The 25,738-nt window shown below is 44.6% G+C and carries 30 protein-coding genes; 12 read left to right on the top strand and 18 right to left on the bottom strand.

Annotation, left to right across the window (positions count from 1 at the left end):
• Positions 1-6: 6 nt before the first annotated feature.
• The 5 genes from D8S93_RS14690 to D8S93_RS14710 all read right to left on the bottom strand — a co-directional run bounded on the left by D8S93_RS14690 (position 7) and on the right by D8S93_RS14710 (position 5,519).
• Positions 7-723, bottom strand: a complete 717-nt coding sequence (locus D8S93_RS14690) for an ABC transporter ATP-binding protein (RefSeq protein WP_152813954.1) — start codon at positions 721-723, stop codon at positions 7-9.
• Complete coding sequence (locus D8S93_RS14695; protein WP_152813956.1) at positions 723-1,958, bottom strand: ABC transporter permease; 1,236 nt, start codon at positions 1,956-1,958, stop codon at positions 723-725. The genes D8S93_RS14690 and D8S93_RS14695 overlap by 1 nt, the downstream gene beginning before the upstream one ends.
• On the bottom strand, positions 1,948-3,177 hold the full coding sequence (locus tag D8S93_RS14700; protein ID WP_152813958.1) for an ABC transporter permease: 1,230 nt from the start codon (positions 3,175-3,177) through the stop codon (positions 1,948-1,950). The genes D8S93_RS14695 and D8S93_RS14700 overlap by 11 nt, the downstream gene beginning before the upstream one ends.
• 35 nt (positions 3,178-3,212) lie before the next feature.
• On the bottom strand, positions 3,213-3,959 hold the full coding sequence (locus tag D8S93_RS14705; RefSeq protein ID WP_152813960.1) for an outer membrane lipoprotein-sorting protein: 747 nt from the start codon (positions 3,957-3,959) through the stop codon (positions 3,213-3,215).
• Between the two features lie 117 nt (positions 3,960-4,076).
• Positions 4,077-5,519 carry a diguanylate cyclase domain-containing protein gene (locus D8S93_RS14710; protein WP_152813962.1) on the bottom strand — a complete coding sequence of 481 codons (1,443 nt, stop codon included), beginning with the start codon at positions 5,517-5,519 and terminating at the stop codon, positions 4,077-4,079.
• Positions 5,520-5,868: 349 nt separating this feature from the next.
• On the opposite strand from D8S93_RS14710, the gene D8S93_RS14720 reads away from it, so the two are divergent.
• The gene (locus tag D8S93_RS14720; protein WP_152813964.1) at positions 5,869-7,062 is read left to right on the top strand and encodes an ISL3 family transposase; all 1,194 of its coding nucleotides are present in this window, start codon (positions 5,869-5,871) and stop codon (positions 7,060-7,062) included.
• Here D8S93_RS14720 and D8S93_RS14725 read toward each other — a convergent pair.
• Positions 6,980-7,300 carry an alternative ribosome-rescue factor A gene (locus tag D8S93_RS14725; protein WP_227483993.1) on the bottom strand — a complete coding sequence of 107 codons (321 nt, stop codon included), beginning with the start codon at positions 7,298-7,300 and terminating at the stop codon, positions 6,980-6,982. The genes D8S93_RS14720 and D8S93_RS14725 overlap by 83 nt on opposite strands.
• 365 nt (positions 7,301-7,665) lie before the next feature.
• Between D8S93_RS14725 and D8S93_RS14730 the strand changes: the two genes are divergently transcribed.
• From D8S93_RS14730 to D8S93_RS14745, 4 genes are all read left to right on the top strand, one after another.
• The gene (locus tag D8S93_RS14730) at positions 7,666-7,875 is read left to right on the top strand and encodes a cold-shock protein (protein ID WP_005375625.1); all 210 of its coding nucleotides are present in this window, start codon (positions 7,666-7,668) and stop codon (positions 7,873-7,875) included.
• 91 nt (positions 7,876-7,966) lie between these two features.
• Positions 7,967-8,512, top strand: a complete 546-nt coding sequence (locus D8S93_RS14735; protein ID WP_152813966.1) for a YaeQ family protein — start codon at positions 7,967-7,969, stop codon at positions 8,510-8,512.
• Positions 8,499-9,041, top strand: a complete 543-nt coding sequence (locus D8S93_RS14740) for a hypothetical protein (protein WP_124007598.1) — start codon at positions 8,499-8,501, stop codon at positions 9,039-9,041. The genes D8S93_RS14735 and D8S93_RS14740 overlap by 14 nt, the downstream gene beginning before the upstream one ends.
• Before the next feature lie 111 nt (positions 9,042-9,152).
• Complete coding sequence (locus D8S93_RS14745; RefSeq protein ID WP_046873702.1) at positions 9,153-9,512, top strand: glutaredoxin family protein; 360 nt, start codon at positions 9,153-9,155, stop codon at positions 9,510-9,512.
• Between the two features lie 192 nt (positions 9,513-9,704).
• Here D8S93_RS14745 and D8S93_RS14750 read toward each other — a convergent pair whose 3' ends face one another.
• A complete protein-coding gene (locus tag D8S93_RS14750; protein ID WP_152813969.1) occupies positions 9,705-10,331 on the bottom strand; it encodes an OmpA family protein in 627 nt (208 codons plus the stop codon).
• 278 nt (positions 10,332-10,609) lie between these two features.
• Between D8S93_RS14750 and D8S93_RS14755 the strand changes: the two genes are divergently transcribed.
• Together D8S93_RS14755 and D8S93_RS14760 are read left to right on the top strand one after the other, a co-directional pair.
• Positions 10,610-11,242 (top strand): thiol:disulfide interchange protein DsbA/DsbL, encoded by a 633-nt coding sequence (locus D8S93_RS14755; RefSeq protein WP_053809557.1) that lies wholly within the window; start codon positions 10,610-10,612, stop codon positions 11,240-11,242.
• Between the two features lie 13 nt (positions 11,243-11,255).
• Complete coding sequence (locus tag D8S93_RS14760) at positions 11,256-11,729, top strand: FKBP-type peptidyl-prolyl cis-trans isomerase (RefSeq protein ID WP_005391162.1); 474 nt, start codon at positions 11,256-11,258, stop codon at positions 11,727-11,729.
• A gap of 81 nt (positions 11,730-11,810) precedes the next feature.
• Here the strand turns inward: D8S93_RS14760 and cyoE are convergent, their stop codons facing one another.
• From cyoE to D8S93_RS14780, 4 genes are read right to left on the bottom strand one after another with little or no spacing between them, the layout of a single operon-like run.
• Positions 11,811-12,710: a heme o synthase gene (gene cyoE, locus D8S93_RS14765; protein ID WP_152813971.1), complete on the bottom strand. Its 900-nt coding sequence runs from the start codon at positions 12,708-12,710 to the stop codon at positions 11,811-11,813.
• Positions 12,703-13,722, bottom strand: a complete 1,020-nt coding sequence (locus D8S93_RS14770) for a COX15/CtaA family protein (RefSeq protein WP_152813973.1) — start codon at positions 13,720-13,722, stop codon at positions 12,703-12,705. The genes cyoE and D8S93_RS14770 overlap by 8 nt, the downstream gene beginning before the upstream one ends.
• A 12-nt stretch (positions 13,723-13,734) precedes the next feature.
• Positions 13,735-14,271 (bottom strand): cytochrome oxidase biogenesis cluster protein, encoded by a 537-nt coding sequence (locus tag D8S93_RS14775; RefSeq protein WP_152813975.1) that lies wholly within the window; start codon positions 14,269-14,271, stop codon positions 13,735-13,737.
• Complete coding sequence (locus tag D8S93_RS14780; RefSeq protein ID WP_193621617.1) at positions 14,261-15,103, bottom strand: SURF1 family protein; 843 nt, start codon at positions 15,101-15,103, stop codon at positions 14,261-14,263. The genes D8S93_RS14775 and D8S93_RS14780 overlap by 11 nt, the downstream gene beginning before the upstream one ends.
• Between D8S93_RS14780 and D8S93_RS14785 the strand changes: the two genes are divergently transcribed.
• Positions 15,051-15,287 (top strand): DUF2909 family protein, encoded by a 237-nt coding sequence (locus D8S93_RS14785; protein ID WP_193621618.1) that lies wholly within the window; start codon positions 15,051-15,053, stop codon positions 15,285-15,287. The genes D8S93_RS14780 and D8S93_RS14785 overlap by 53 nt on opposite strands.
• A gap of 5 nt (positions 15,288-15,292) precedes the next feature.
• Here D8S93_RS14785 and D8S93_RS14790 read toward each other — a convergent pair whose 3' ends face one another.
• Genes D8S93_RS14790 through coxB form a run of 4 tightly spaced genes read right to left on the bottom strand, consistent with a single transcriptional unit; the run spans position 15,293 to position 19,579 of the window.
• A complete protein-coding gene (locus tag D8S93_RS14790; protein ID WP_152813981.1) occupies positions 15,293-16,177 on the bottom strand; it encodes a cytochrome c oxidase subunit 3 in 885 nt (294 codons plus the stop codon).
• Between the two features lie 51 nt (positions 16,178-16,228).
• Complete coding sequence (locus D8S93_RS14795) at positions 16,229-16,768, bottom strand: cytochrome c oxidase assembly protein (protein ID WP_005391173.1); 540 nt, start codon at positions 16,766-16,768, stop codon at positions 16,229-16,231.
• Between the two features lie 19 nt (positions 16,769-16,787).
• Positions 16,788-18,419 (bottom strand): cytochrome c oxidase subunit I, encoded by a 1,632-nt coding sequence (gene ctaD, locus D8S93_RS14800; RefSeq protein WP_152813983.1) that lies wholly within the window; start codon positions 18,417-18,419, stop codon positions 16,788-16,790.
• Positions 18,416-19,579: a cytochrome c oxidase subunit II gene (gene coxB / locus D8S93_RS14805; protein ID WP_152813985.1), complete on the bottom strand. Its 1,164-nt coding sequence runs from the start codon at positions 19,577-19,579 to the stop codon at positions 18,416-18,418. Before coxB ends, ctaD begins: the two co-directional genes overlap by 4 nt.
• Positions 19,580-19,909: 330 nt before the next feature.
• On the opposite strand from coxB, the gene D8S93_RS14810 reads away from it, so the two are divergent.
• The gene (locus D8S93_RS14810) at positions 19,910-21,604 is read left to right on the top strand and encodes a phospho-sugar mutase (protein WP_065645776.1); all 1,695 of its coding nucleotides are present in this window, start codon (positions 19,910-19,912) and stop codon (positions 21,602-21,604) included.
• Positions 21,605-21,704: 100 nt separating this feature from the next.
• Here the strand turns inward: D8S93_RS14810 and D8S93_RS14815 are convergent, their stop codons facing one another.
• Positions 21,705-22,127 carry a GNAT family N-acetyltransferase gene (locus D8S93_RS14815; protein ID WP_152813987.1) on the bottom strand — a complete coding sequence of 141 codons (423 nt, stop codon included), beginning with the start codon at positions 22,125-22,127 and terminating at the stop codon, positions 21,705-21,707.
• Positions 22,128-22,206: 79 nt separating this feature from the next.
• Positions 22,207-22,839 carry a LysE family translocator gene (locus D8S93_RS14820; RefSeq protein ID WP_005375522.1) on the bottom strand — a complete coding sequence of 211 codons (633 nt, stop codon included), beginning with the start codon at positions 22,837-22,839 and terminating at the stop codon, positions 22,207-22,209.
• A gap of 230 nt (positions 22,840-23,069) precedes the next feature.
• Between D8S93_RS14820 and D8S93_RS14825 the strand changes: the two genes are divergently transcribed.
• From D8S93_RS14825 to D8S93_RS14835, 3 genes are all read left to right on the top strand, one after another.
• A complete protein-coding gene (locus D8S93_RS14825; RefSeq protein ID WP_145535484.1) occupies positions 23,070-23,897 on the top strand; it encodes an AraC family transcriptional regulator in 828 nt (275 codons plus the stop codon).
• 79 nt (positions 23,898-23,976) lie between these two features.
• A complete protein-coding gene (locus tag D8S93_RS14830; RefSeq protein WP_046873712.1) occupies positions 23,977-24,687 on the top strand; it encodes an AzlC family ABC transporter permease in 711 nt (236 codons plus the stop codon).
• Entirely contained in the window at positions 24,687-24,998 is a 312-nt protein-coding gene (locus D8S93_RS14835; protein WP_006742072.1) for an AzlD domain-containing protein, read from the top strand. The genes D8S93_RS14830 and D8S93_RS14835 overlap by 1 nt, the downstream gene beginning before the upstream one ends.
• Here the strand turns inward: D8S93_RS14835 and D8S93_RS14840 are convergent.
• On the bottom strand, positions 24,995-25,609 hold the full coding sequence (locus D8S93_RS14840; protein ID WP_005391187.1) for a fumarylacetoacetate hydrolase family protein: 615 nt from the start codon (positions 25,607-25,609) through the stop codon (positions 24,995-24,997). The two genes, D8S93_RS14835 and D8S93_RS14840, sit on opposite strands and share 4 nt — an antisense overlap.
• Positions 25,610-25,738 lie beyond the last annotated feature (129 nt).

Here is a 25,738-nt window from a genome sequence, read left to right on the forward strand (position 1 = left end):
TATACTCTACCACGCATGGCTCTTCTCTATGGTGTTATCAATGTTGGCAAAATCTCGTGCCAAACGCCCGTCCTCAAATACTATGATTCGATGTGCGCGCTTAATAACTCTAGGATCATGGGTAGAAAAGATAAATGTCGTGCCTTCTTTTTCACTGAGTTGTTCCATGATATCAAGCAGCTCGGCTGTACTTTTTGCATCTAAGTTGGCGGTAGGCTCATCTACCATTACAAACCTTGGTTTTGGTGCCAATGCTCTTGCAACCGCAACTCTCTGTTGTTGGCCTCCAGACATTTTACTCGGACGTTTATGCATCTGCTGTGATAATCCAACCTGTTGCAGTAGCGCGCTGGCGCGTTCACGACATTCCCTTTCTGTTTTCCCTTGCAATTGCATAACAAACTCGACGTTTTCAAGAGCTGTCAGTACGGGGAGCAGACTATAATCTTGGAAGATAAAGCCAATGTTATCGCGTCGATAAGCGATCAACTCTTTTTCTGACATATCAGAGATTAAGCATCCATCAATTTCCACGCGTCCTGATGTAGGAGAATCGATCCCGCCCAACATGTTTAGTAGGGTCGTTTTCCCTGAACCAGAAGGTCCCATAATAGCGACAAACTCACCTTGCTTGATCTCCAAATCTACGCTCTGAACCGCATGTACCGGGAAGTCACTCTTTGGGTTGTACGTCTTGGATAAGCCTTCCAATTTAATCGTCATTACGTTTTCTCCGCCATGGCATCCGCAGGTCGATGCTTGAGAATTTGCCTTGCTGGATACAAAGCCGCAAATAAGCTCGCGACAAAAATAGCCACAATAATCAATTGATATTCATAAAACGACACTCTTGGATAAAGCAAGGTATCGACGCCATAAGCACCTAACCCATCAGCAAGTGCGCCAAGCGATAAGCCAGTAATACTCAGTATTTTCAACATGACTGCGCTTCCTAATAACCCTAGCGCGCAACCACTCAAACCAAGGAATAGCGTTTCCAAAATAATCAGTGTGCGAATTTTATGCTGCTGCATGCCAACCGCCATTAACACCCCAAACTCTCTCGTTCTTTCAAAAACTGACATCAGCATGATGTTGATGATTCCGAGAGTCATGGCAAGTACGAAAACGACCAACATAATTTGGTTAGAGATATCCATTGAGCTCATCATTGTTGCGAGTAAAGGCTGTATTTCTTGCCATTTTCTCACGATCAATTGTTCACGGTTGGCTTGTGGCAATATTGATAACGTAAATGCCTCAGCACTTTCTAGCTGTTCAGTCTCGTTGGAGTTCAACAAAACGCCAATTTCATGCACACCCGACAAGCCTGCGATTGTTTCGAGATCGACTTTACGGACGTAGACATTACCGTCATCAAACGTGGTGGATGGCGTTTTAAAAATACCTCGAACGCGAAAAGCTGCGCCAGATACATCACCCTTGATGTCAGATAATGTTAAAACCACTTTCGATCCAACACGCAGCTTCAACCGATTTGCGGTTTTTTGCGAAACAAGAATGGGGTTTCTTCCCACTTCGTTTAACCATTCTCCGTCTATCACATGGCTTGTAAGCGGTGTGATACTTTGCTCTTGTTCAATATTGATGCCATTGATCCGAACGCCTCTCGTACTACGCGCAGAAGCAATCATGCCATCAGCAAGAAATCGCGCCGATACCGCTTTAACATCTTGATGTGCAGCCAAAGCGGCCGTTATCGTTTGATAATTCGTTATTGTGTCACTAAGGTCAGGATTATTAAGGTAGGATTTCTGATGCACTTGTAGATGACTGGTTTGCCACGCAATCGCGTTTTTGATCATGCTGTCGACCAAACCGTTCATGAATCCAATCATGGCAACAACGCCCATTAAGCCGAACACCATCGCTCCCAGCATAATGGAAGTTCTGAGCTTGTTCCGCCATAAATTACGCCACGCCAATTTAATCAACATGCGCGCCTCCTTTTAGCCCACTAGCAATGGGCAAGCGAAGAAGTCTAGCCATCGGATACATCAGACATAACGATAAAATAACGAGAACGACAAGAATTTGATCCATTAACAAATACGGGTCTAGCGAAACAGGTACGATTGGTTCAAAGCCACTCTCCAGCATCACTTGTGCAGCATCGCCTGTAATCTCAATCGGATTGATATAGAAATACGCAAGCACAGGCGCGCTGATCAAGACACCGAGCACAAGACCAATAACGGAGATAAACATCGATTCAATGGCGACGAGCCCCATCAGCTTGCTGCGCAACATACCCGTCGCGAGCATCACCGCAAATTCACGCTGGCGCTCTAACGTCATCATCAAAATCGTGGCAAACAGGCCAAAACCAACAATGCCGTACAAGATATAGATCAAAAAGATCCCACCCGCTTTGTCCAAGGCTATCTGTTGAGAAAGTTCTGGCGACAGCTCCTGCCAGCTTTTTACTGCGACGCCATTCCCGTAGTGGCGCTTTAGTTGTTTAACAATGTCAGGCAACACGCGTAAACTTTGAGTGTTAAGGACCCATGCGGTGACTTGGTTATCAAGCGAATACAACGCTTGTGCGGTATCAAGAGGCATGTAGACCAACTGAGAATCTAACTGCTGCAAAGGAAAGTGCAAAATACCGGACACCTGATACAGTCCAGCCGCCGTTTGACCACGATAACCCGAACCATACAACACCAGTTCATCACCAACGTTCAAATGAAGGTAGTTTGCCAAACCCTCACCAACAAGCACCGAGTTTTGTCCAGATGCAATAAAGCGTCCTTGTACAATTTTGTCACTAATGCTGGAGTAGCTATCTTCAGCGTCAGGCTCAACGCCGAGCACCATCACGCCTTTGGATCGTTCGTCTTTGGCGGCAAGCGCAAATGACTCAATTCTCGGCAGAATGATGTCGATATCAGGATTATTTTTGGCAGATGCAATGAACGCAGGCGTTTGAGGAAGGACATCATCAATGCTAGAGGAGTCCCCAAAATCGGGATGTTGTAGCTGAATTAATCCCGTATAGAACTTCGCAGCGTTTTTAATATTTGAGGAGTAACTTCCTTCTTGGAACGCTCGAGTCAGTAAGGAGAGAAACAGAACAAGAGCTAACGCAGAAGCGGTTAACAATGTCCGCCGTTTTTGCCGCCATAGATTTCGCCATGCGAGCTTGATGAGCATCCGATTCTCACCTCTTATCTAAACCAAAATCCACCCTAATCTCGCAGAGCCTTCATTTGCTGCTGGGAGAAAAAGTCATCATCGATATCAAAATCAAATTGCGCTTCGTGCGTAATCAAAACCGTTTTATTTCCTGGTTTATCTATCGGCTGCATCTCCATGCGAGTCGCAACGTCTCGCCCACCCAACGTTTTCACATCGTAAGTCGTCAAAACATTTACCAGTTCATCAAATTCATCGTAAAACTCGACTTTGCGCTGTAACAAGCTCGTTTGAGAAATCCACAGTCTGACTTTGCTCCAAACCACTGGGGCGTCAGGCTTGGCAAGTGCATCAACTACCCAAACTTTGTCGCCATCAAAGGTTTCACTTTGAAGCAGTTGATGTTGATAATCGACAACAATAGAAGATTGGTTAATTAAATCATCATTCGTGAAGTCTGATCCCATCCAAGACTGACTGAGCATGGATGGCGCAATTTTAATCACTCGCTCTATACTCGGCCCCCAATTCCACATTTCTCTATGACGTTTTAACGAGGCGCTACCTTTATCTTTCGCCGGAGCAGTCACCAAGACCAAAGATAATTCCGTACCTTTCGTCCAACTCTTCATGGTCATTGAACGTGACCAGTCAGGGCGAACAATTTTCATGGTGGCTTCGCTATAACTAGATTTCCCGCGCATCGCTTGATCAGACTTTTGGACTATATCGAAAGCGCTCTCAGCGTAAGAAAAAGAAGAGAGAAGTACACAAGCGAGAACACAAAACGTTTTATACATACCTTCCCTTTGTACCGACACGACCTAGAATTTGAAGCTAAACGGGTATAATAATTTTAAATTCAATTGAGTATAGCAAGTGAGGATTTAGAAATAGCGATTGGTGACTCAAAAACGCTAAGGGACTTGACGAAGCTCAGGTTGAACCTGGCTGTCTGTTATGACTTGAAACACCGAGCGATTTTTACCTTCAGACTTACCTTGATACATCAGTTGATCAGCGTCTTGTAAATTCACGATGTGAGTAAATTCAGGGTAGTATGCGCAGCCTAAGCTAATGCTCAAATGAATCGCTTGCCCGCCAAGGATAATAGGTTGTTCGTACACGGCTTTGCAGAGCATTTGAGCAAAGTTGCTCGCTTCTCGCTCAGAGAGCGATGCCGTCACGAGTGCGAACTCTTCTCCGCCAATTCTCGCCAATGTCATACGTTCATCAGTCATTGATTTTGCTGTTTCAGCCACGGCCACTATCGCTCTATCTCCGACAAGATGACCGTATTGGTCATTAATTGATTTAAAATCATCAATATCAAATACCATTACCGTCAAGCTTCGCTGCAAGTGATTCAAGAGCGCCAATTGTTCAATCAAGTGTCTACGGTTGTAGAGTTTTGTTAGGGAATCCGTTAACGTCATCTCCAGCAATTGCTGGTTGGCAATCGTCAATTGTCTTGTGCGCAGCGCAACCATGCGTTTGAGTGCGAAGATATGATACAGCGTCGCGACCGCCATAATGAAAATCGCAATAGGTAGGAGATAAAGAGGATAGACCGTTTTCACCACACTCCAGCGATTGAGGATCCTTTCTCGATCTGTATCGATAACTTTTTCAAACGCTCGAGAGACATCCAAAATGGAAGCAGAACTATGCGACCCTGCTGCAATCCGAAGGTCTTTACTATATAAATTTATTACAGGAACAAACATGCCTGCTCCCGGCATAGTTGCCATATAAAAGTTAGCTACTTGAAGGTCCGCGACGAAATACAGCACCTTCTTATCGACAGCGGCCTGTATCATCGTGTCGTTATTAATGTACTCTGCAATAGGCGCATTAGGATAATTCGTCTTAATAAACTCAGACTCGTAACTTCCTTTAACGACACCAATTGGCAACGTCATTTCACCAGCTAAAACACTTTTGACATCAATCGAAAGCACGTCTTGACTGACATATAATTTAGTTTGAATGGGCATGATAACTGCGCCAAAATCCAAGTAATCGGCTCTTTCCGATGAGTAAACCAATCCCGCGTGAAAGTCAGCACGCCCCTCTTTTACGGCCTGTAAAGAAGCCTCCCAATCAAGAAGCAGAAACTGAACATCAATTTGGTTGTACGCCGCATACGCTTTCCAGAAGTCGATCAAAATGCCTTTGGGTTCACCGTCTGGGCTAAGGTAAGAGAATGGCTTCCAAGCTTTGGAGTTAGCAACAATTAAAGAATAAGACTCTGACTTGTGCGCATACGTCATCGGGCAAATAGACAGCCATAGTAGTAACAAAGAAGCACACGCTTTTGTACACTTGCAACCATAAGTACCATAACTCGTCGATGACATACCTACTTCTCACCAGTCTTTTTAAACCATAATCTCGGCTGTTTTGTCTGATCTAAAGATATAGCAGAGCGGTGTCGGACAGGAAGTGGCTCCTATTGATATGAATCTAACTTAGTAGGTTTTAGTACTTATTTGGTACTTTTCAGCGTCTAGTTTTAAGAAGAAAGCTAGCCAGCACAAGGTGAGATAAGAGTGTTTAACTAACACTAAGCAATTGAATTTGAATAGTTTAATAAAAATCAGCATCAATAAAAAAGGTTCATCGCAGATAAGCGGGAACTCAAAACAAAAACGGTAGTAAGTGATAGAGTTTTATCGCCAAACAAAACCTACACAAACTACCGTTTTCATGTCGAATCATACTTTCCTATCTTCATTCTGGGAAAGCTTTCATATCGTAAAGTCTCATCCGACTGCATCATTGATTAAGCTCACTCTCGAACCGAACTCTATCGCTAAGTGCCCGTGTGGACTTAAAGCTCAAGCCGTACATGAGTATCAATGGCGCAACGTGAAAGAAGCTACACTGCTTGGAATGCCCGTTGAACTGTCCGTCCAAACTCGACGTATTAAGTGCAGTCACTGCGGTATTAAAACGGAACGATTATCTTGGTTAGAGCCTTATGCTCGTATCACCAATCGTCTACGAAGCTATATAGAACAGTTGTTGCCGCTGTTGCCAATTAAGCATATTGCTCAATTGACAGGAGTTCATTGGCACACAATCAAAGAGATAGATAAGCGTCGACTTCAACAAGTAGTACCGCAAGTTAAATGGGGTGAATTAAGGCAACTCGTCATGGACGAGTTCGCGATTTTTAAGGGACATCGTTATGCCACCGTCATTGCTTATGCTAAAAGCCATCAGGTTATCTGGATAGGACTAGGTCGTAGCCGTAAGGATATTCGACCGTTCTTCGAGCAGTTAGGTGAGCATGGCAAAAACATCGAAGCGGTAGCAATGGATATGAACACGGCTTTTGACCTTGAAGTCCAAGAGCATTGCCCAAATGCACGTATCGTTTACGACTTGTTCCACGTTGTTGCTAAGCTCGGTCGTGAAGTCATGGATAGAGTCAGAGTCGACCAAGTCAATAAGCTAAAACAGGATAAAAAGGCAAGGCAATGGGTCAAGCGTTCACGTTGGGTGTTATTGAAAAATAGGGATAATTTAAATACACAACAAGACGGCTACCTGACTGAAATATTGGAGATGAATCAGGACTTGATGACAACCTACCTACTGGGGGCACAATTAAAGGAACTCTGGCGTTGTGGCTCTGAACTTCAGGCTAAAAACCTATGGCAGGTATGGTGGGAGCAAGTGAATGAGAGTGGGATCAAGCCGTTAAAAGAGTTCGCTCGAAAGCTCCGTCCATACCTTCATGGGATCACTGCTTCAGCAAGCTATCCGTTGAATACCAGTACCCTCGAAGGAATAAATAACAAGATAAAGTTAATCAAGCGGATAGGGTATGGATATCGAGATACTGATTACTTCTTCTTAAAGATAAAAGCGGCTTTCCCCGGAAAGCCGCGATGAACCATAAAAAAGCCCTATTCAAAATCCACATCAGGGAGAACTTTGAATAGGGCTCTTTGCCTCTATGCTTCATTTTCCGACTGAAGCTGCCTTTACCTTTTTTCGCTTTTACTACTCGTGTTCTGAACAATTGACTGGTGACAACCGCTTTTAACGCATTGTCCTTGATTTCACCTCTGCCGAAATCGGTCTCGTGTTGTAACTCATTCGGCTGAGGATTGGTTTTAGGTTTTGCCATAAATCCTCCTTAATGGTCGAACCAGATTGGACAATAATTATATAAATAAGTCAAATTTATAGATTTAGTTGAATTTTATGCTGAAAAACTTCACATCACCGTCATTTATTTGAAATTTAATCAAAAACATGCTGGTTAAATAGTGACTAAATACAAATATTTGTCCATAAAGCACTAATATATGTTGACTCTTCGTGGAATTAACCTAGACTCAAACACGGCTAGAAAGAAAGTTCTTTGTTTTCACATTTCGTTGGATTACTTGTAACCCGTCGTCCTGTGGTACGCAATAGCAATTTATTTTTCCACGCTATAAGCGCCGTTGAGGCGAAAGATTACATTATTTAGATATTTAGGAAATAGACATGTCTAACACAGCTACTGGCACAGTTAAGTGGTTCAACGAAACTAAAGGCTTCGGTTTCATTCAACAAGAAAACGGTCCTGACGTATTTGCTCACTTCTCTGCAATCACTGGTGACGGCTTCCGTACTCTAGTTGAAGGCCAGAAAGTAGAATTTGTTATCTCTCAAGGTCAAAAAGGCCCTCAAGCAGAGCAAATCAAAGTACTTTAATTCTTAAAGAATTTGATACGATAGCCAGCTTCTAAAGCTGGCTATTTTTTTGTCTATAACTTATTTTTGCCAACAAAAACGATATAAATCCATGGCTCTTAAACCGACTATTTATAAATTTCGTATCGCCATTTCCGATATGAATAACGACTATTACGATTCTAAAAATCTAACTATCGCCCTTCACCCTTCAGAAAAACCTCAACGAATGCTGGCTCGTGTTTTAGCTTACTGCTTAAACGCTCAAAGTAATTTAGAGTTTACGAAAGGGCTTTCTACAATTGAAGAGCCTGATTTATGGCATGTTGGCGATGATCAAAGCATTACTCACTGGATTGAAATTGGCGAACCAGAACCAGAAAGAATCAAGAAAGCCTCTCGCCTAGCAAAACACGTAAAAGTCTACACTTATAACACTAAAGCGACGGTATGGTGGGATAAAATGTCAGGAAAGCTCTCAATGCTTCCCGTCAACGTAGAAAGCTTTGACTACGACGCTATCGACTTGATTTGTCAGCACCTTGACCGAGGCACTAGCCTTTCTGTTATGATTACCGGCAGCTCTATTTTTGTTGATATCAACGATCAACACGTCGAAGTAACGGTGAAGGAACTAAAAAGCCATGACGTCTCTTAGTGAACTGAGTCAAGAGATGGGATTCAAAGAAATTCCCTTCGTTAAAGAACATAAAGCGGCAAAGCGACGTTGGTTAAAAGAACAGTCACAACTGTTTACAAAAGTTTGTGAGAACAAACCCGCCACGGCGCCTACTCTTCACCTGCTTGGTCTTTTGACTAAGTCGCATATTGAAGCCAGCGCTAACTATGAGCAACATGCGCATTCTGCCCAGCAAATGCAGCAAGTGCTGACTGACTCCTTGGGTGATGAGCACGCGGATAAGTTCACTAACCAGTCCGCAGAAGACCTTATCTTGATAACCCACCTTTGGCTTTATACTCAAGGCTATTTGAATATGGACTTTAGCTTGGCGCACGATCATGCCGAGCAAACTCAGAATACATTGCAACACGAGCTTGTTGTAAAACGCATGGATGTTGATGCATTCAGAACCGAACTGATGCAAAGCTTTTATCTAGGTAGAGAAGCCAGTCCAGCTTCGACTAGCGGTTTTTGGGGCAGGTTAAAACGCTTATTTTCCGCATAAAATACATGGTTTTATCCATTTCAAACAACTGATAGACTTCACGCTCAATGCAACAAGCATCATTATTGCATTTTTAAAGGACAATTACCCAATGAACATCAAGGGATCATTATGAAGTTTATCCGTTGGATTTTAGGCAAGGTTATCTTATTGCTGAACGCCGTGTTCTCACCTCGTGGTGTTAAACGCAGTGCAGAAGAACAACAACGTATTGATGAAAAAGCAAAGCAATACGCACTTTACCAATTTGAAGCTTGCCCTTTTTGCGTAAAAGTCCGCCGTGCAATGAAGCGTCAGTCAGTGAACATTGAGCTACGTGATGCAAAAAATAACCCGACTCATCGAACTGAACTAGAGCAAGGTGGTGGACGAATTAAAGTCCCTTGCCTACGTATCGAAAAAGATGGCGAAACACAGTGGCTATACGAGTCATCTGACATCGTCGCTTACGTTGAAAAAGAATTTGCCTAAGTTCCCCCTATGAACATTGGCGGATGTAAAAGAGGCACCATACAGGTGCCTCTTTTCTATTCAGTCTAGCTGCTCGTTGCTATGCCTAGCCTTTGGGTTCACTCTTCTTGCTCATTCCCAGACGGAAACGCCAGTAAACACATAAGGGCTCAGTGAAAACGACACGACGTAGTTTATCGACCAGCCATCGCCTTACTCATCAACGATCAGCGTTAGCTCTACGCGTCGATTACAAGCTTTGCCACTGGCTGTCGAATTACTGCACTGCGGCACATACTCGCCAAAACCTCTAGAAAATACGCGTTGACGAGGAATACTCGTCGCCAGTAGTTGCTTTTCCACTTCACGAGCTCGCTTTTCTGACAACGTGTCATTAAAGCTGGCAGCTCCTGTGCTATCGGCATGGCCATCGATCACGACATCCACATCCGTTCTTCCTGCTAGATAGTGACCAATGTTTCGAATCCAGTCTTGAGATTGCGCTGATAACTGAGCAGAGCCAGTTTGAAAATGCACTTGCTCTTTCAAACGTATCATTAAGTGACCGCCACTGAGTGTCTCATGAGGAATATTGTGCCTGTTCAGAAACATTTCCAGAGAGGTCACATTTTGCGACTTTTTTACTGATGCCCTCTCAGTCTGATACGTACGAGGTGAAGAAGCCACACTGGAGGCGCTCGGATAGCCCCACTCAGGATGTCTCAGCTCGGTGTTTGTTCTAGGAGCTGTATCTAAAATGTTCCCGCCAGGAACCATGTCTTGATCAAGGCTACTGCACCCAGTCAGAATGCCGCAAACAATTAAAAACCACTGCTTCATACCATTACCAACGTAGAAAAACTCTTGTCCATTGTGTCGACAAAACACGCCAAATCTTTAGCGCTTTTATCCACCGATTGGTTTGTATATGCAGCGTTCATGCCACTGGAATCAATATCAAGTATCTCTCAAATAAAAAGCGATGCCAAAATACCTCCCTGCAGCCTACACATCAGGAAAAGTCTGTTACCAATCGTCTCACTTTATTGTTATTTAATGGTTTTAGTCACTATCGTTAACCGATAAACTAACGCAAATTTCTTACTTAGAGCATTATTATGTTAAAAACCATATCGAAAGGCTTTGCTGTGATTGCCGCCATGATGGCCTTGTCGGCATGCGATAGCGGCAACACTCAGCCTCAGCAAGGCAAACAATACGAAGTTTTGCCTGTATCTCTTCAAGAATATGATTTGGCGCCATTGACAGAAGCTTTTGCCCTAACTTGCGGCCACTGTCGCTCAATGGAAGAGTTTGTCCCTCAAATTGAATCATTGACCGAGCAAAGCGTTGAAAAAATGCATGTAACTTTCAATGAAAGTGCACAAGTAAGCGCCATCATCTTCTACACTGCAGTCATGCAACTAGAGTCTACACCTGACAAAGCATTTATGGCGGATCTTTTTGCTGCCGTACAAATGGGTCCTGATGCGACTGCTGAGGAACGTCAAATCGCCGTAGAGAAAGCCTTTGAGTCTCGCAACCTTATCAGCCCTTACCATTTAGATGAAGCACAGCAAAAAACGCTGTTTGAGTACATCACTAAGGCAGAAGCGATCACGACTCGCGGCCAAATTAACTCCGTTCCAGCCTTTATCGTTAACGGAAAATACCAAGTCATTACTGGTGGTCATGACAGCGTCGAAGCCATGGCAAAAACCATTAACTATTTGCTAAAACAACCTAAATAGACAAGGAGCTTACGTGTCTAAATTTTTGTTTCCTCTCATTATTTTCATTCTGGCGGGCTTTTTCATTTACCGTACTTGGACAAACCATAAAGTAGCGGATGAAAACTTTGCGAAAGGCCAAGCATTCTTGCTCGAGAATGCGAAGAAAGAAGGCGTCATTACAACAGAAAGTGGTCTTCAATATATTGTTCTTGAAAAAGGCGAAGGTGAGGTTCACCCAACCGCGACAAGCAAAGTCAAAGTGCACTACCACGGCACGTTGATTGATGGCACTGTGTTTGATAGCTCCGTTAATCGCGGTGAGCCAATTTCGTTTGGTCTTAACCAAGTCATTAAAGGCTGGCAAGAAGGCCTACAATACATGGTCGAAGGTGAAAAAATCCGCCTTTTCGTACCAAGCACGCTCGGTTATGGCAAAAGTGGCTCAGGCCCAATTCCACCAGCAAGTGTTTTGATCTTTGATGTTGAATTGTTAGAGATTCAATAATTCTAGAAACTTTGCATTAAAGCCAAACTATCAAAACCAAAAACGCCGCGAACCACGCGGCGTTTTCTGTTTAAAGAGAGGCTACAAGCCAATATAGTGATCCGAAAGCAATGCAATGAATAACGCAAAAAGGTGATAGATAGAAAATTTAAACGTCTCCATCGCGGTATTGAGCTCTGGCGCGTATTTTAGCTTCCATGCATGGTACATAAAGCCAGCGTTAAGTAGTAACGAGGCAAAAAGATAAACTACGCCGACCATTCCAACCAACACCGGCAGCACACAAACCAACGTCAACAACACCGTATACAACAGAATAGAAGTTTTGGTGTACTCGATACCATGTGTCACAGGCAACATTGGAATATCCACCTTACGATAGTCCTCTACGCGATGAATTGCGAGTGCCCAAAAGTGTGGTGGCGTCCAGATAAAAATGATCATCACAAGCAGCCAAGCATTCGCATGCAAGTGCCCTGTTACGGCAGTCCAACCGAGAAGAGGCGGCATCGCACCCGCAATACCTGCAATTACGATATTTTGCGGAGTAGCGCGTTTGAGGTACATGGTGTACACCATCGCATAGCCGAGTAAACTCATCAAAGTCAGCCATGCCGTCAGTGGGTTGACCAGCGCATATAAAAGAACAAACCCTATGACGCCTAACGCTGTCGCAAAGGTTATCACCGATAACGGCTTAGCTTCACCCGATGGCAACGGACGTTTGTGTGTGCGAGCCATTCTCGCATCAATGCGGCGGTCAATCAGGTGATTAAACGCTGCCGCGGAGCCTGCCATCAAACCAATGCCTGTTAGGCCAACCGCCGCCTGCAACCAAGGAAACTCAGTAACAGGCGCTAAACTCATCCCGACAACGGCCGTCACCAGCATTAATGCGACTACTTTAGGCTTCGTTAACTTCAAATAAACGGCACTTAGTCGCTTTCGCTCATTTAACGACAGTGCGATTTCTTTACTCATAGCGAACTCCTTTCGCGGTGTAACTCCAAGCTTTTTTGCCCTGCCACAAATAAAACTGACTCACACAAACAAGACTCAACATAATGGCGGCACCCAAGTTATGTGCCACGGCGACATAAATAGGAAGTTGGAATACGACGTTGCTCACGCCCAACATAATTTGACACGCTAAAGTGAGTAGTAACCATCCTCCAATGCGCTGTGAATGATGGGAATCTTGCCTCATGAGCATAATGCTATAAGCCAATACGACTGTGGCGGTGACCATCGCACCGAGGCGATGCGTAACATGTATGGTCATTCTTGCCGGATACTCCAATACACCAAACTCGTAATTCTCGAATCCGGTTTGCCAGAAAGAAAACGCCTCTTTCCATGAGAGATGACTCATCCAATCTCCCTCACAAATCGGCAGTGAGGTGCACATGAGCGCGGCATAGTTTGACGAAGTCCACCCTCCTAGCAGCACCTGCATAAAAACAACCAGAAAAACCAATAATGAGAAGCCTCGCAGCGAGCTGGAAGATGGAGAAAAATAGAGATTATTTTGCGCTTTTAAGTGGCAGTAAAAAATCGCCTGCAGAACCAGTAAAGTAAATCCACCAAGCAGATGAAGCATTACGATGACTGGCATTAATTTGAGCGTCACGGTCCACATCCCCAAAAGTGCTTGCCCGATCACCAGTACACTGAGAAGCATCGGAATAGTAGGATTCACGCGCTCAGACCTCATTGATATCACTGTCATGGCAAAAATGACCAAACCCAACGTTCCTGCAAAATAGCGATGAATCATTTCAAGCCATGCTTTCTCATGCTCGACAGCCCGTTCAGGGAAATTAAGATTGGCACGTATTACGTCTTCTTCTTGATGAGGCACACCAAGGTGCCCATAGCAGCCGGGCCAATCAGGGCAACCTAACCCTGCATCAGAAAGGCGAGTATACGCGCCTAACATGATCACCACGAAAGTTAGGAGCAAACTGAATTTAACCAACTGAATTAACTTCATATACGCCCCTTTCTAACCAACTCGTGACAATTTTAAGAGCTTGCGTAAATCCGCCAACATACCTTTGTTGAACGAGACTAAATCTTCATTCGGTTGCGGCGAGTAAGACATTACCAGTTGCCCAAGAGGATCAACGATTAATATTTGTCCGGGTTTCACTTTGGCGGTAACCGATTGATTCATTTGCATTGTCGTCATCGATACATCTACGGTATCGGACAACTCTGTCTGCCAAAGCACCGGCACCACACGCTCTTGATATTTTCCTAAAGCGACATGGCTTTGCTGAAGCAGGTAAAGCTGCTGCCTGCATTGTTCTGTGCACTCATTAGGTAAAACATAAGCGAGTTGCCACCTGTGCTCCTCGAGTGGGGACTCTTGACCAAGTAGCTCTAACGTTGTGTATGGTTCAACTAACACACCTATATTGGTCACACCGCTTTGATACCACCCTTGGGTGAGAATGACCTTAGCGATGACGGCAGGAAGCGCAAACGTACACACCAACGCAATCAACATTAGCCGCCCTTTGGTTACTTTAGATGTCATGCTTCACCTCCATGTGACGCAACTTTCTTTGCCAACGAACAAAAACAATTAAGGTCAATAATAAGAAAACGCCCGCCATCGAAAACCACTGAATCGAATAACCGAAATGCTTGGCGCTTTTGAGCGGCAATGGGTTCCAAGGAAAGTCGTAAGGCCAATTTTTTAGATTGTCTGGCTGCAAGACTGCGGGCATAAGTTCAATATTAAGTAGCTGATTCAGTTGCGCGATATTCAGGTTCTGCACACGAATGGCATCGCCAACTTCTGGCATTAATTCAGAGCTCAGCGGGTTAGCAGATTTTCGGTACAGACGTCCCGTGATAAAGGTCGAGACTTCGAGTGTTGTGACGGTTGGTAATACTGAACGATCTGCTATTCCCTCCAAAAAACCAAGCTCTAATAATGCATAGGTTCCTGATTCATCACTCATAGAGACAATCTGAAATGCTAAATAGCCCACATTGCCCTGATGCGTTTGGTTATCCAGTAAAATCACGGGAAACGCCTGAGGAACAACATTAGCTTCCACTTTTTTCCCGAGGATGCTGCCTTCTCTCCAATCGTTTTCTTCAAGAACTTCGCCTAATGTTTGGTACGCACTATCCGCTCGCGCAAGAATGGCTTGTTCCAAAGCCTGTTTCTCTTGCCCTCTTTCAAGCTGCCAAAAACCCAGTTTGACCAAAAGAGAAAACACAACCACAGTTAAACCAACTGCAACCCAAAACCGTTTCGATAGCCATAATTGCCTTGATAACAACAACGATGAAACCGGAGGTGCTATGTCCACCGTATTTCTATTCAAACTGACGCTTGTCCTTTTGCTGCTTTTCATTATCTTCAACCTCGCAAAAGCGCTTATCGAAATGGTTCGTGAAGACCCAGATAATCCCGAAAAAAGAGACAAACCTATGAGTCATTACTTAGGCCGTCGAGTCATGTTCTCCGCTTTAGTAGTTATCCTTCTACTTATTGCGCTCAGTTCAGGCTGGCTGTCTCCGAATCCCCGTCCTTACTAATGCACCTACAGCACGTACACAAACACAAACAGACATAACCAAACCACATCCACAAAGTGCCAATACCAACTACCTGCTTGGAAGGCAAAATGGTTCTTAGACGAAAAATGATCTTTAGCGATTCGGAGCAATAATACGATTAAGAAAATCGTCCCAAGACAAACGTGCAAACCGTGAAAACCCGTCAACATAAAAAAGGTGTTTCCGTAGATACCAGATTGCAACGTGAGCCCCATTTCTTGATAAGCATGAGCATACTCGACCGCTTGGTAATATAGGAAAAAGCCCGCAAGCACGATGGTGATTTCCAACCAAAAAATCAGCGCTGTTCTTTTGTCTTTTTCAAGGCTTATATGCGCCATATGTAGCGTAATCGACGACAATAGCAGCAAAATAGTATTAGTAAGGGGAATGCCCTGCCACGGCATAGCTTGTGTTGTATCTCCACCCGGAGTCAGTGTGAGTGGCCACATCGCTTCGAAGGTTGGCCACAAAACCTCGTTGGTCATGAAGTTGTTATCTGCCCCACCTAACCAACGCACAGAAATCATCCTGGCGTAGAATAACGCACCAAAAAAGGCACCAAAAAACATCACTTCAGAGAAGATGAACCAGCTCATCCCTTGGCGAAAAGAACGAGTAATTTGCGAGCTGTACTTTCCACTCAGTGACTCAGTAATCACATTACTAAACCAGCCCGCCAACATGTAAAGCAAGAACAGAAAACCTACCGCTAGCACAATGCTACCAATGGTTCCCACAGCCCCTTCGCTTTGTGTCCCCTGAACGGTCATTCCTGCACCAACGGCAACTAAGAATAGAGCAAACGCACCGATGATCGGCCAGCTACTTTGAGCGGGAACATAATATGTTCCTGGCTTGTTACTCATAATTTCTCTCCTTACTGACCAGCCTTGGTCTGCATCTCTCTCCTTGAGTGGCTAAGAACCTGTAGGAGGGGGAAGTTTATAGAGTGTGTAAGACAGCGTTAACGTGTGTATCGACTCCGGTAAGTCCGGTTCGATATAAAAAATCAACGGCATTTGAGCTTGTTGTTTGCCATCCAAAGGCTGTTGGTTAAAACAAAAGCACTCAATCTTATTGAAATAAGCGGCACCATTCCCGGGAGAAACAGAGGGAACGGCTTGCCCTACCAACTTCTGCCCGCTTTCATTAAATGCAAGGTATTCGGTTTGTACGACTTCACCGGGATGAACGTCCATCGAAATCACTTTGGGTTTAAACTCCCAAGGCATATCGGGGCTTACATGCGCCATAAACTCCACGCGAATGGTTCGACTCATGTCCGGTTGCATACCAGTTGGTTGAATGGCGGCCACTTCACTTGTTTTTCCATTGATACCCAGTGCGTCGCACATTACGTCATACAATGGGACAAGTGCGTAGCCAAACCCGAACATCAAAAGGGTCGCTAAAAGCAACTTCACTGTGAGCTTTTTGTTTGATGGATTCGGTTTCATCTCACTCACCCCTTCGTTTTTAATCGACTTTAGGCGGCGTAGTAAACGTATGATGGGGCGCCGGGCTTGGCACCGTCCATTCTAAGCCCTCCGCACGTTCCCACGGTTTTTCAGCGGCCTTTTCACCGCCACGAATACACTTAATCACCACCCATAAAAAGATCAATTGTGACAACCCAAACGCAAATCCACCAATGGAGACGATTTGATTGACATCAGCAAACTGAATAGCGTAATCCGGGATACGTCTTGGCATACCCGCTAAACCTAGAAAGTGCATCGGGAAAAACAAAACATTAACTGAAATAATCGAGCACCAGAAATGCCACAAACTCAGCTTGTGGTCGTACATATTGCCTGTCCACTTAGGTAACCAATAGTACGCTGCCGCCATAATCGAGAATACGGCACCAGATACCAACACATAGTGGAAATGCGCAACCACGAAGTAAGTGTCATGATATTGGAAATCCGCCGGCACAATTGCCAGCATCAATCCCGAGAAACCGCCAATCGTAAAGAGCACAATAAAGGCAATGGCAAACAACATTGGCGTTTCAAATGTCAGAGCCCCACGCCACATGGTGGCGACCCAGTTAAAGACTTTCACCCCTGTTGGTACCGCAATCAGCATGGTGCAATACATAAAGAAAAGCTCTGCAAAAACTGGCATCCCCGTTGTAAACATGTGATGCGCCCACACAAGGAAAGACAACAACGCAATGCTGCACGTCGCGTAAACCATCGAATGATAACCAAACAGCTTCTTGCCACTGAAAGCAGGAAGGATGGCAGAAATGATGCCAAACGACGGTAAAATCATGATGTACACTTCTGGGTGACCAAAGAACCAAAAGATGTGTTGAAACATCACCGGATCGCCGCCACCAGCTGCATCAAAGAAGCTAGTCCCGAAATATTTGTCAGTAAGAACCATCGTCACCGCACCCGCTAATACCGGCATAACCGCGATCAATAAGAAAGCGGTGATTAACCAAGTCCAAACAAACATTGGTAACTTGAACCAAGTCATTCCCGGAGCTCGCATATTTACTATCGTCACGATAACGTTTATCGCGCCCATGATGGAGCTGATACCCATGATGTGAACAGAGAATACAAACAGCGCGGTGCTATCTGGGCCATAAGTCGTGGACAACGGAGCATAGAACGTCCAGCCAAAATCGGGGCCGCCGCCAGGTAAAAACAACGAGCTCAATAAAATAAGAAATGCAAAAGGTAGAATCCAAAAGCTCAAGTTGTTCATGCGAGGTAGCGCCATATCTGGAGCACCGATCATCATTGGAATCATCCAGTTAGCAAGGCCCGTAAATGCTGGCATCACAGCACCAAACACCATCACCAAACCGTGTACCGTGGTCATTTGATTAAAAAACTGTGGATCAACCAGCTGTAGTCCAGGTTGGAATAGTTCGGCACGAATGACCATCGCCATCGCCCCACCAGTCAAAAACATCGCGAAACTAAACCAAAGGTACAGGGTGCCAATGTCTTTATGGTTTGTGGAATACAGCCAACGAGCAATACCTTGGGGAGCATGATGCTCATGGCCATCATCAATCGCAATGGTACTGTTTGCACTGGCTTCCGCTGGTGCAGACTTCACTGCCTTATCTATTGGCTTACTCATATTTCCTCCTTAGCACTGCCTTGTGCCTTAAAGGCATTCACATCGGATGCTTGCACCGTATCGCCAGTGTCGTTGCCCCATGCGTTTCGCTGATATGTAATGACAGCGGCAATTTCTTTGTCACTTAACTGGTTCGAAAAAGACTGCATTGCAGTGCCCGGACGGCCATTCACAATCACATCAATGTGCTCTGAAATTGGGCCTGTTGCGATGGGGCTGCCCTTAATCGCGGGAAATGCACCCGGAATCCCCTCACCATTAGCCTGATGGCACACAGCACAACGCGCCGTGTATATAGATTCGCCCTGCGACATCAACTCACCCATGGATAAGTCTTGAGAGAGCGCTTCTTGTGCCGCCGCTTTTTGAAGTGCGATTTCTTCCTTCTTACTCGCTAACCATTCATCAAACTTTTCTTCTTCCATCGCATGCACCACCACCGGCATGAACCCGTGTGCACGACCACATAGCTCCGCACATTGACCGCGATATACGCCTGGCTCATCAATTCTTGTCCATGCTTCATTAATAAAACCAGGGATGGTGTCTTTCTTGACAGCAAAATCCGGCACCCACCATGAGTGAATGACATCATCAGAAGTCATCAAAAAACGCACTTTGCGATTCACAGGCAACACCAAAGGGTTGTCTACTTCCAATAGATAATGCGCGCCTTTTGTCTCGATACCATCAATTTGCTTTTGGCTGGTGGCAAGCAAACTGAAGAACTCAACATCTTCACCAAAATAGCTGTAATGCCATTTCCATTGCGAGCCTGTGATCTTGACCGTGATATCTGATTGGCTTGTGTCTTCCATTGCGACTAAAGTTTTCGTTGCGGGAATCGCCATGGCGACAAGAATGATGATAGGTATGACTGTCCAAATAATTTCCACTTTTGTACTTTCGTGGAAATGTGCGGCAACTGCTCCTTTTGACTCGCGATGACGAAAGATGGAATAGAACATGACGCCAAATACAATCAAAGCAATTACGCAGCAGATATAGAAAATCAGCATATGTAATTCATACACTTGCCCACTTATCACTGTGACCCCTTTGGTCATGTTGTAGTCACTTTCCTTTGACCAACTGAAAGAGGAGAATGTGATTAAAATCACATTCAGTGATAAGGCTAGAGTAGTCGTTAATCTTTTCAAAAGATCTCTCCTCTGCTCAGCCGCTACGCTTGCGCGAGCTTCCTTGCGTCCCGATGCAAATATCGAACAACTTTACGAAAAATCACAAAAACTACGATTTCGACACGGTTTGTTATATTTATGTTAAAAGGCTAGTTATAGTTCCAAGGTTCTTCAAGAAATTAAATATGATTAAATTTTGTTCGGATAAGAAAAATTAATTCGGTTTATCGATTGCCCTCTTTGAAATGTAATTGAGAACCATTTACATTAATTTAAAAGAAAACATTGAGATACTTACAAAACGAAGTGTCCAAGAAAGTAGGCGCCCCCTACTAAGGAATGATTGATATGACAGCACTAATTACTCAATGGCTAGAACGAGACCCTGACCCTAAGACTCGCGAAGAGCTACAACACCTCGTCGATACAAATAATGAACAAGAGCTTACTGATCGCTTTGGATCGCGCCTTGCCTTTGGTACAGCAGGGTTACGCGGCAAAGTGGGCGCAGGTCCAAACCGAATGAACCGTTTGGTGATTCAAGAGACAGCCACTGGCCTAGGAAACTATTTGCTAGAGCAAGTCAAAGATGCCGCAAGTCGTGGTGTCGTTATTGGCTACGACGGTCGTCCTGATTCGAAACAATTCGCGCATGATACTGCGTCCGTACTGACAGCCCTTGGTATCAAGGTTTACCTAACGTACGATGTTGCAGCAACCCCAATTGTTGCGTTTGGTGTCCGAACATTGAATGCTGCGGCCGCTGTTGTTGTTACCGCTAGCCACAATCCACCAGAGTACAATGGCTTTAAAGTATATTGGGAGAATGGCGCACAAATCATTCCTCCACACGACTCTGGAATCGCAGCGAAAATTGATGACGCAACAACAAAGCCATTACCTTTAATGTCTCTCGATGATGCAAAACAGCGCGGTTTGTTAGTTTGGTTGGAAGACGACTACTACCAAACTTACCGTAAAACGATGAACGAAAACGCGCTGCTTACTCCTGACAACAACACCGATATTTCTATCGCTTACACTGCGATGCATGGCGTTGGGGCGAATATGGCGGAAACGCTACTTGCCGACGCAGGCTTCCAAAAAGTGGCAAGTGTTAAGGAACAGCGCGAACCTGATGGCAGCTTCCCAACCGTCAACTTCCCAAACCCTGAAGAAGCCGGTGCAATGGATATGGTGATGGCATTAGGTAAGTCCGTAGATGCTGATATCGCTTGTGCCAACGATCCAGATGCCGACCGTTTTGCAGTGGCGGTAAAACGCCCAGATGGCGAATACCAAATGTTAACCGGTGACCAAGTGGGGTCACTGTTTGGCGATTACTTGCTAGAACAGCAACCTAACGCTCTGGTTGGCAACACCATCGTATCATCAAGAATGCTGAGTAGCATTGCCAAAGCGCATGGCGCCCAATACTACCAAACGTTAACAGGCTTCAAATGGCTCACTAACGTTGCCATGGAGCAAGAGACAGAAGCCAATCCATTCTTGTTTGCTTATGAAGAAGCGCTCGGTTATACCGTGGGTAACAAGGTGTGGGATAAAGATGGTTTATCTGCAATCGTCGCATTTGCCCAGCTAACAGGAAAACTTAAAGCTCAAGGCAAAACACTATGGGATAAATTGGAAGAACTGTACCGCGAGCACGGTTTCTACTTTAACGCGCAGCGCAGTATCGCTCTCGACCCGAACTCTCCACCAATCGGTGACAAGCTCCGTGCAAACCCACCAACAGAGATTGCTGGTAAAAAAGTCGCAGTAACTGAAGATCTAAAAACATCAGTTCGCATGTTTGATGACGGCTCAGAAGAATCCATTGACTTACCAGCAAGTGACGTATTGATTTATCACCTAGAAGATCAGTCTCGTGTGATTGTTCGCCCTTCGGGTACTGAGCCAAAACTAAAATGTTACTACGAAGTCATCAACCTTTTCCCTGCGGATATGAGCTATGCACAAGCACAGCAAGCGGCAGAGGCGAAGATGAACGAACTTATCGACGCGCATCAGACAAGTTTGTAAGTCAAAGAGAAGCAGAGACACCTGATACGATAAGAGGCGCAAATTCGCGCCTCTTTTTTTGATTTTGACTAGAACAAGTCAAGCTAACCAGTGCTTTTCCCTAGATTACAATTTCCTTTTGTAGAAAGTACTTGTGGATGCCCTCTGCAGGATAACCTGAGTACTGCCCTACTTTTTCAAAACCTAATTTAAGATAAAAATCAAGAGCTTGGAAGCTGTAGGTATCCAAATAAACATGGGTAACCCCGTGAGGCTTTACTTTTTCTTCTAACATCGCCATTAACTGGCTACCGATACCAGATGTCCGACTTTCAGCATCTACCCACAAAAACTCAACAAACACCGTATTTTTAAACATTTCGCCAGTCAGACCCCCCATAATCTTGCCATTCTCATCTTTAGCAAAACAGCCCACAGCATGCACTTCCCCTTCAGGCAAGTGCATTCGGTTATAAGATCGAATACCTTCACGAACAGAATCAAAGTCTGTTTGATCTGGATTTAAACAAAATTCAAGCTTCATATACCCTCTCCTTAGGAAACACCAATATCCTAAAACAAAAAACCAGCAATTGCTGGCTTTCTGATGGAATATGATAACTTTACAAGGCGAAACTGCTCAGCATCCACAACGCGAGAATAACGAACACCAAACCCATTAGTTTATGTTGATACGTGCGGAATTTTTCGTTCTCAAGCAGCCCCTTACCCAATGTGCCTGCCAGCCCAACAAGTAATAAATTGAATGACAAGCCAAGGACGTTTAACAATAACCCTAGTGCTAGCATCTGCTCACCAGAAGACGCTGTGATATTGCTTGAGACAAACTGCGGCAAAAACATCACAAAAAATACCAACGCTTTAGGGTTAAGCAAATTACTCATCAAAGCACGTTGATAATAAGTTGATGCCATTTTGTTTTGACCATCAAGCTCTGGAGCCGAAGATGCCTCAGCTCGTAAGCAGTCCCAACCCATTTTTAGCAAGTAAGCGCCACCTAATAGATGAAGGACTTTAAGGGCGATTGGGCTCATTGCGATCAAGGTTGATACTCCCATTGCAGCAAGCAAAGTAAGAATAACACCAGACGTCGCATTGCCTAAGCTAGCAAACAGACCGACCTTCTTACCGTAACTCATACTAGAGCTCGCGATAAGCAACATATCGGGCCCTGGTAACAGCAACAAAGCCACTACTGCGGTGAGATAAACAGGAAGTACAGATAAATCAATCATGATGGAACCGCTTTTTCTACAACAAAGCGGCGAATGTTATACCAACAAAATGACAACAGCCAGCCCAAAATCACCAAGATAATTCAGAAAATAAAAATCATAGTTTGCTAGGACGAAAAATAACAATCAATTCGCCTATTTATAAAAATCGAATAGCAATTTTGTACAAAAATAAGCACGATGGATCCGTTACACTTCTAAGATGATTTTCTTGAGCAGACCGGATAAAGATGAAAGAAAAGAATAAGGAAATCGCTACCTTCAAGATAGCTCAAGAGCTCGGCGGTTTAGAACTTCTCGATGCAAAGTATGAGAAGCAGAATTTTTCACGCCATAGCCACGAAGGTTACACTATTGGCGTCATCGAGAAGGGAGCACAGCAGTTCTTTCGAACAGGCGGAAATCATATCGCGCCACAGGACAGCATCATCCTTGTTAATGCCGATGAAGTACACAACGGGCATTCGGCCTCAGAAGGCGGTTGGGAATACAAAGCAATGTACCCCGTACCACAGCAGTTTCAGACCTTAGGGCAAGAGCTTGGTTCACCAAATGTCGCGCTGCCCTATTTCCCTCAACCTGTGGTTTATGATCCTGAACTAGCAAATCAGTTGCGATTGGTGTTTGAAACGCTAGAAAAATCAGACAACCGACTACTACGAGAAACTTTGATTTACGGCACGTTGATCAAACTAGCCAGCAAACACAGCACCCACCGGGCACCGCTCAAAGAATCAACCAGAGCTCAGCGACAAATACAGTTGGTCAAAGAGTTTTTGGAAGACTTCCCGCAAACGGACGTCTCGCTAGAAGAGCTCGCAAAACTGGCTGGGTTAAGCCCTTTTCATTTGCTAAGAGAGTTTCAAAAACAGTTTGGCTTCCCTCCCCATGCTTATCAAATTCAGCAACGTTTACGTATGGCGAAGAAGCTACTAAAAATGGGACAAAAAATTTCAGATGTGGCACAAGAATGTGGCTTCCATGATCAAAGCCATCTGCATCGACACTTTAAAAAAGCCATGGGCGTCACTCCCGGCCAATACGTCCGTCACAGCTAAAGCAGCAATATTGTACAAGGCGTTATGCGACTACCGAGCTATCTTGGTAGCCTGATTTAGGAATAACTAAGAAGAAACTATGGACCACACTTTGCCGTTACAAGAAGAATCAAAAGCCACGCTATTTTGGCAAGGCACACTTGCGATGATGCCACTGAGTATCGCGGTGTTGCCTTGGGGTTTGCTCGCAGGCTCATTCGCGATTGATACTGGGCTTCACCCTTTGGAAGGACAAGCACTATCCGCCATTCTGTTCGCAGGTTCCGCGCAGCTCGTCGCGATGGGGATGATTAAATCGGGGGCAGGCCTAGTAACCATGTTACTAACAACGTTTTTTATCACCTCTCGACACTTCCTCTACAGTGTATCGATGCGCAGTAAAATTGCACCACTTCCTCTTAAATGGCGGTTATCACTCGGATTCTTACTCACTGATGAGCTGTTTGCGATTGTAGGTCATCATTCCGATAAACAATTTAATCGCTGGTATGCGCTTGGGGCTGGTTTGAGTTTTTACCTGTTTTGGAATATCGCGACATTGACGGGCATTATTGCGGGAAGCCTGATCCCTGAACTGAACGAAATGGGATTGGAATTTGCTGTGGCCGCGACTTTTATCGCAATTGTAGTTCCGACTATTAAAAATATGGCGGTGCTCGCGAGTGTTGTCGTGGCATTAGTGAGCTCGGTCGCCCTAACCTATTACCAAGTGGAAGGAAGTTTGATGATTTCGAGCATTTTAGCCATGCTTACAGGCTACTTTGTGGAACAAGTACAGGAGAAACACTAATGATCATGTTGTCTATTTTACTGATGACGGGACTTGTTTTCACCAGCCGCTACTTGTTTTTAGAACCCAAGCTACCACTGCGATTAGGGACACGTACACAAAAAGTGCTCAACTACGCCAGCCCTGCGGTACTCACTGCGATCTGGGCGCCTATCGTTTTCATTCCCGATGGAGCACTCAGCGTGAATGTGCACAACCCATTTTTATTGGCTGCCTTGCTGGCTGCGTTAATCGCGTACTTTACTAAAAATGTTCTTTTAACGACGGTGATCAGCATGGTGGTATTTCTCGTTCTGCGAATTTGGCTTTAATTCGCCACCCACTCAATCTCCAACAGGGTGACATCACCACACTTTAATCGTCCAAGGAAGATGTCACCTTGATGCACCTCACCAACTCCTTTTGGTGTGCCGGTCATTACCACATCGCCATCTTGAAGTGTTGTGTAACTCGTTAATTCATCCAAAATGGTTAGCGGCGGATAGAGCATCTGGTTAACGTGACCTTTTTGTACACGAACGCAGTTAATCAAGAGCTCTAGGTTAAGATCATTAATATCAATGTTATCCAAAGAGACAAATCGACTAAACACTGCGGAGCCATCAAACGCTTTAGCACGCTCCCAGGGCAACCCTTGTTGTTTAAGTGAAGACTGCAAACCGCGCTTGGTCAGATCCAATCCCAAACCGACCGCTGAATAACGTCCATCTTTGATCAGAAAACAGATTTCAGCCTCGTAATGAAGAGGCTCTTGATGAAATGAACGCAGAGTCGTCGATACGGAAGTCGCGGGTTTATTAAATACCACCATTTGCTCAGGTATCGCATTATCAAGCTCATGAATATGTTCAACGTAATTTCGCCCAACACAAAGCACTTTACCCACTTCTACTTTCTTTTCTTCAACTTGAATAACGCTCATCGCTCTTCCCTGCAAAACAAAAACCTCATCATAATCTAACCTATTGACTTAACGACACTAAATCCCATCCTCTAGTGTGAAAAATAAGACATTCACCCCGTTTTGAGTTTTGTATCATCTAATTGAAAC

This window comes from Vibrio sp. VGrn 2 (assembly GCF_009361695.1).
GTDB classification, from domain to species: domain Bacteria; phylum Pseudomonadota; class Gammaproteobacteria; order Enterobacterales; family Vibrionaceae; genus Vibrio; species Vibrio diabolicus.

Bases quoted from the DNA above. Each gene is read 5' to 3' on its own strand.
- D8S93_RS14690 (WP_152813954.1), bottom strand. From the start codon at position 723: ATGACGATTAAATTGGAAGGCTTATCCAAGACGTACAACCCAAAGAGT.
- D8S93_RS14695 (WP_152813956.1), bottom strand. From the start codon at position 1,958: ATGTTGATTAAATTGGCGTGGCGTAATTTATGGCGGAACAAGCTCAGA.
- D8S93_RS14700 (WP_152813958.1), bottom strand. From the start codon at position 3,177: ATGCTCATCAAGCTCGCATGGCGAAATCTATGGCGGCAAAAACGGCGG.
- D8S93_RS14705 (WP_152813960.1), bottom strand. From the start codon at position 3,959: ATGTATAAAACGTTTTGTGTTCTCGCTTGTGTACTTCTCTCTTCTTTT.
- D8S93_RS14710 (WP_152813962.1), bottom strand. From the start codon at position 5,519: ATGTCATCGACGAGTTATGGTACTTATGGTTGCAAGTGTACAAAAGCG.
- D8S93_RS14720 (WP_152813964.1), top strand. From the start codon at position 5,869: ATGTCGAATCATACTTTCCTATCTTCATTCTGGGAAAGCTTTCATATC.
- D8S93_RS14725 (WP_227483993.1), bottom strand. From the start codon at position 7,300: ATGGCAAAACCTAAAACCAATCCTCAGCCGAATGAGTTACAACACGAG.
- D8S93_RS14730 (WP_005375625.1), top strand. From the start codon at position 7,666: ATGTCTAACACAGCTACTGGCACAGTTAAGTGGTTCAACGAAACTAAA.
- D8S93_RS14735 (WP_152813966.1), top strand. From the start codon at position 7,967: ATGGCTCTTAAACCGACTATTTATAAATTTCGTATCGCCATTTCCGAT.
- D8S93_RS14740 (WP_124007598.1), top strand. From the start codon at position 8,499: ATGACGTCTCTTAGTGAACTGAGTCAAGAGATGGGATTCAAAGAAATT.
- D8S93_RS14745 (WP_046873702.1), top strand. From the start codon at position 9,153: ATGAAGTTTATCCGTTGGATTTTAGGCAAGGTTATCTTATTGCTGAAC.
- D8S93_RS14750 (WP_152813969.1), bottom strand. From the start codon at position 10,331: ATGAAGCAGTGGTTTTTAATTGTTTGCGGCATTCTGACTGGGTGCAGT.
- D8S93_RS14755 (WP_053809557.1), top strand. From the start codon at position 10,610: ATGTTAAAAACCATATCGAAAGGCTTTGCTGTGATTGCCGCCATGATG.
- cyoE (WP_152813971.1), bottom strand. From the start codon at position 12,710: ATGAGTAAAGAAATCGCACTGTCGTTAAATGAGCGAAAGCGACTAAGT.
- D8S93_RS14770 (WP_152813973.1), bottom strand. From the start codon at position 13,722: ATGAAGTTAATTCAGTTGGTTAAATTCAGTTTGCTCCTAACTTTCGTG.
- D8S93_RS14775 (WP_152813975.1), bottom strand. From the start codon at position 14,271: ATGACATCTAAAGTAACCAAAGGGCGGCTAATGTTGATTGCGTTGGTG.
- D8S93_RS14785 (WP_193621618.1), top strand. From the start codon at position 15,051: ATGTCCACCGTATTTCTATTCAAACTGACGCTTGTCCTTTTGCTGCTT.
- D8S93_RS14780 (WP_193621617.1), bottom strand. From the start codon at position 15,103: ATGAAAAGCAGCAAAAGGACAAGCGTCAGTTTGAATAGAAATACGGTG.
- D8S93_RS14790 (WP_152813981.1), bottom strand. From the start codon at position 16,177: ATGAGTAACAAGCCAGGAACATATTATGTTCCCGCTCAAAGTAGCTGG.
- D8S93_RS14795 (WP_005391173.1), bottom strand. From the start codon at position 16,768: ATGAAACCGAATCCATCAAACAAAAAGCTCACAGTGAAGTTGCTTTTA.
- ctaD (WP_152813983.1), bottom strand. From the start codon at position 18,419: ATGAGTAAGCCAATAGATAAGGCAGTGAAGTCTGCACCAGCGGAAGCC.
- D8S93_RS14810 (WP_065645776.1), top strand. From the start codon at position 19,910: ATGACAGCACTAATTACTCAATGGCTAGAACGAGACCCTGACCCTAAG.
- D8S93_RS14815 (WP_152813987.1), bottom strand. From the start codon at position 22,127: ATGAAGCTTGAATTTTGTTTAAATCCAGATCAAACAGACTTTGATTCT.
- D8S93_RS14820 (WP_005375522.1), bottom strand. From the start codon at position 22,839: ATGATTGATTTATCTGTACTTCCTGTTTATCTCACCGCAGTAGTGGCT.
- D8S93_RS14825 (WP_145535484.1), top strand. From the start codon at position 23,070: ATGAAAGAAAAGAATAAGGAAATCGCTACCTTCAAGATAGCTCAAGAG.
- D8S93_RS14830 (WP_046873712.1), top strand. From the start codon at position 23,977: ATGGACCACACTTTGCCGTTACAAGAAGAATCAAAAGCCACGCTATTT.
- D8S93_RS14835 (WP_006742072.1), top strand. From the start codon at position 24,687: ATGATCATGTTGTCTATTTTACTGATGACGGGACTTGTTTTCACCAGC.
- D8S93_RS14840 (WP_005391187.1), bottom strand. From the start codon at position 25,609: ATGAGCGTTATTCAAGTTGAAGAAAAGAAAGTAGAAGTGGGTAAAGTG.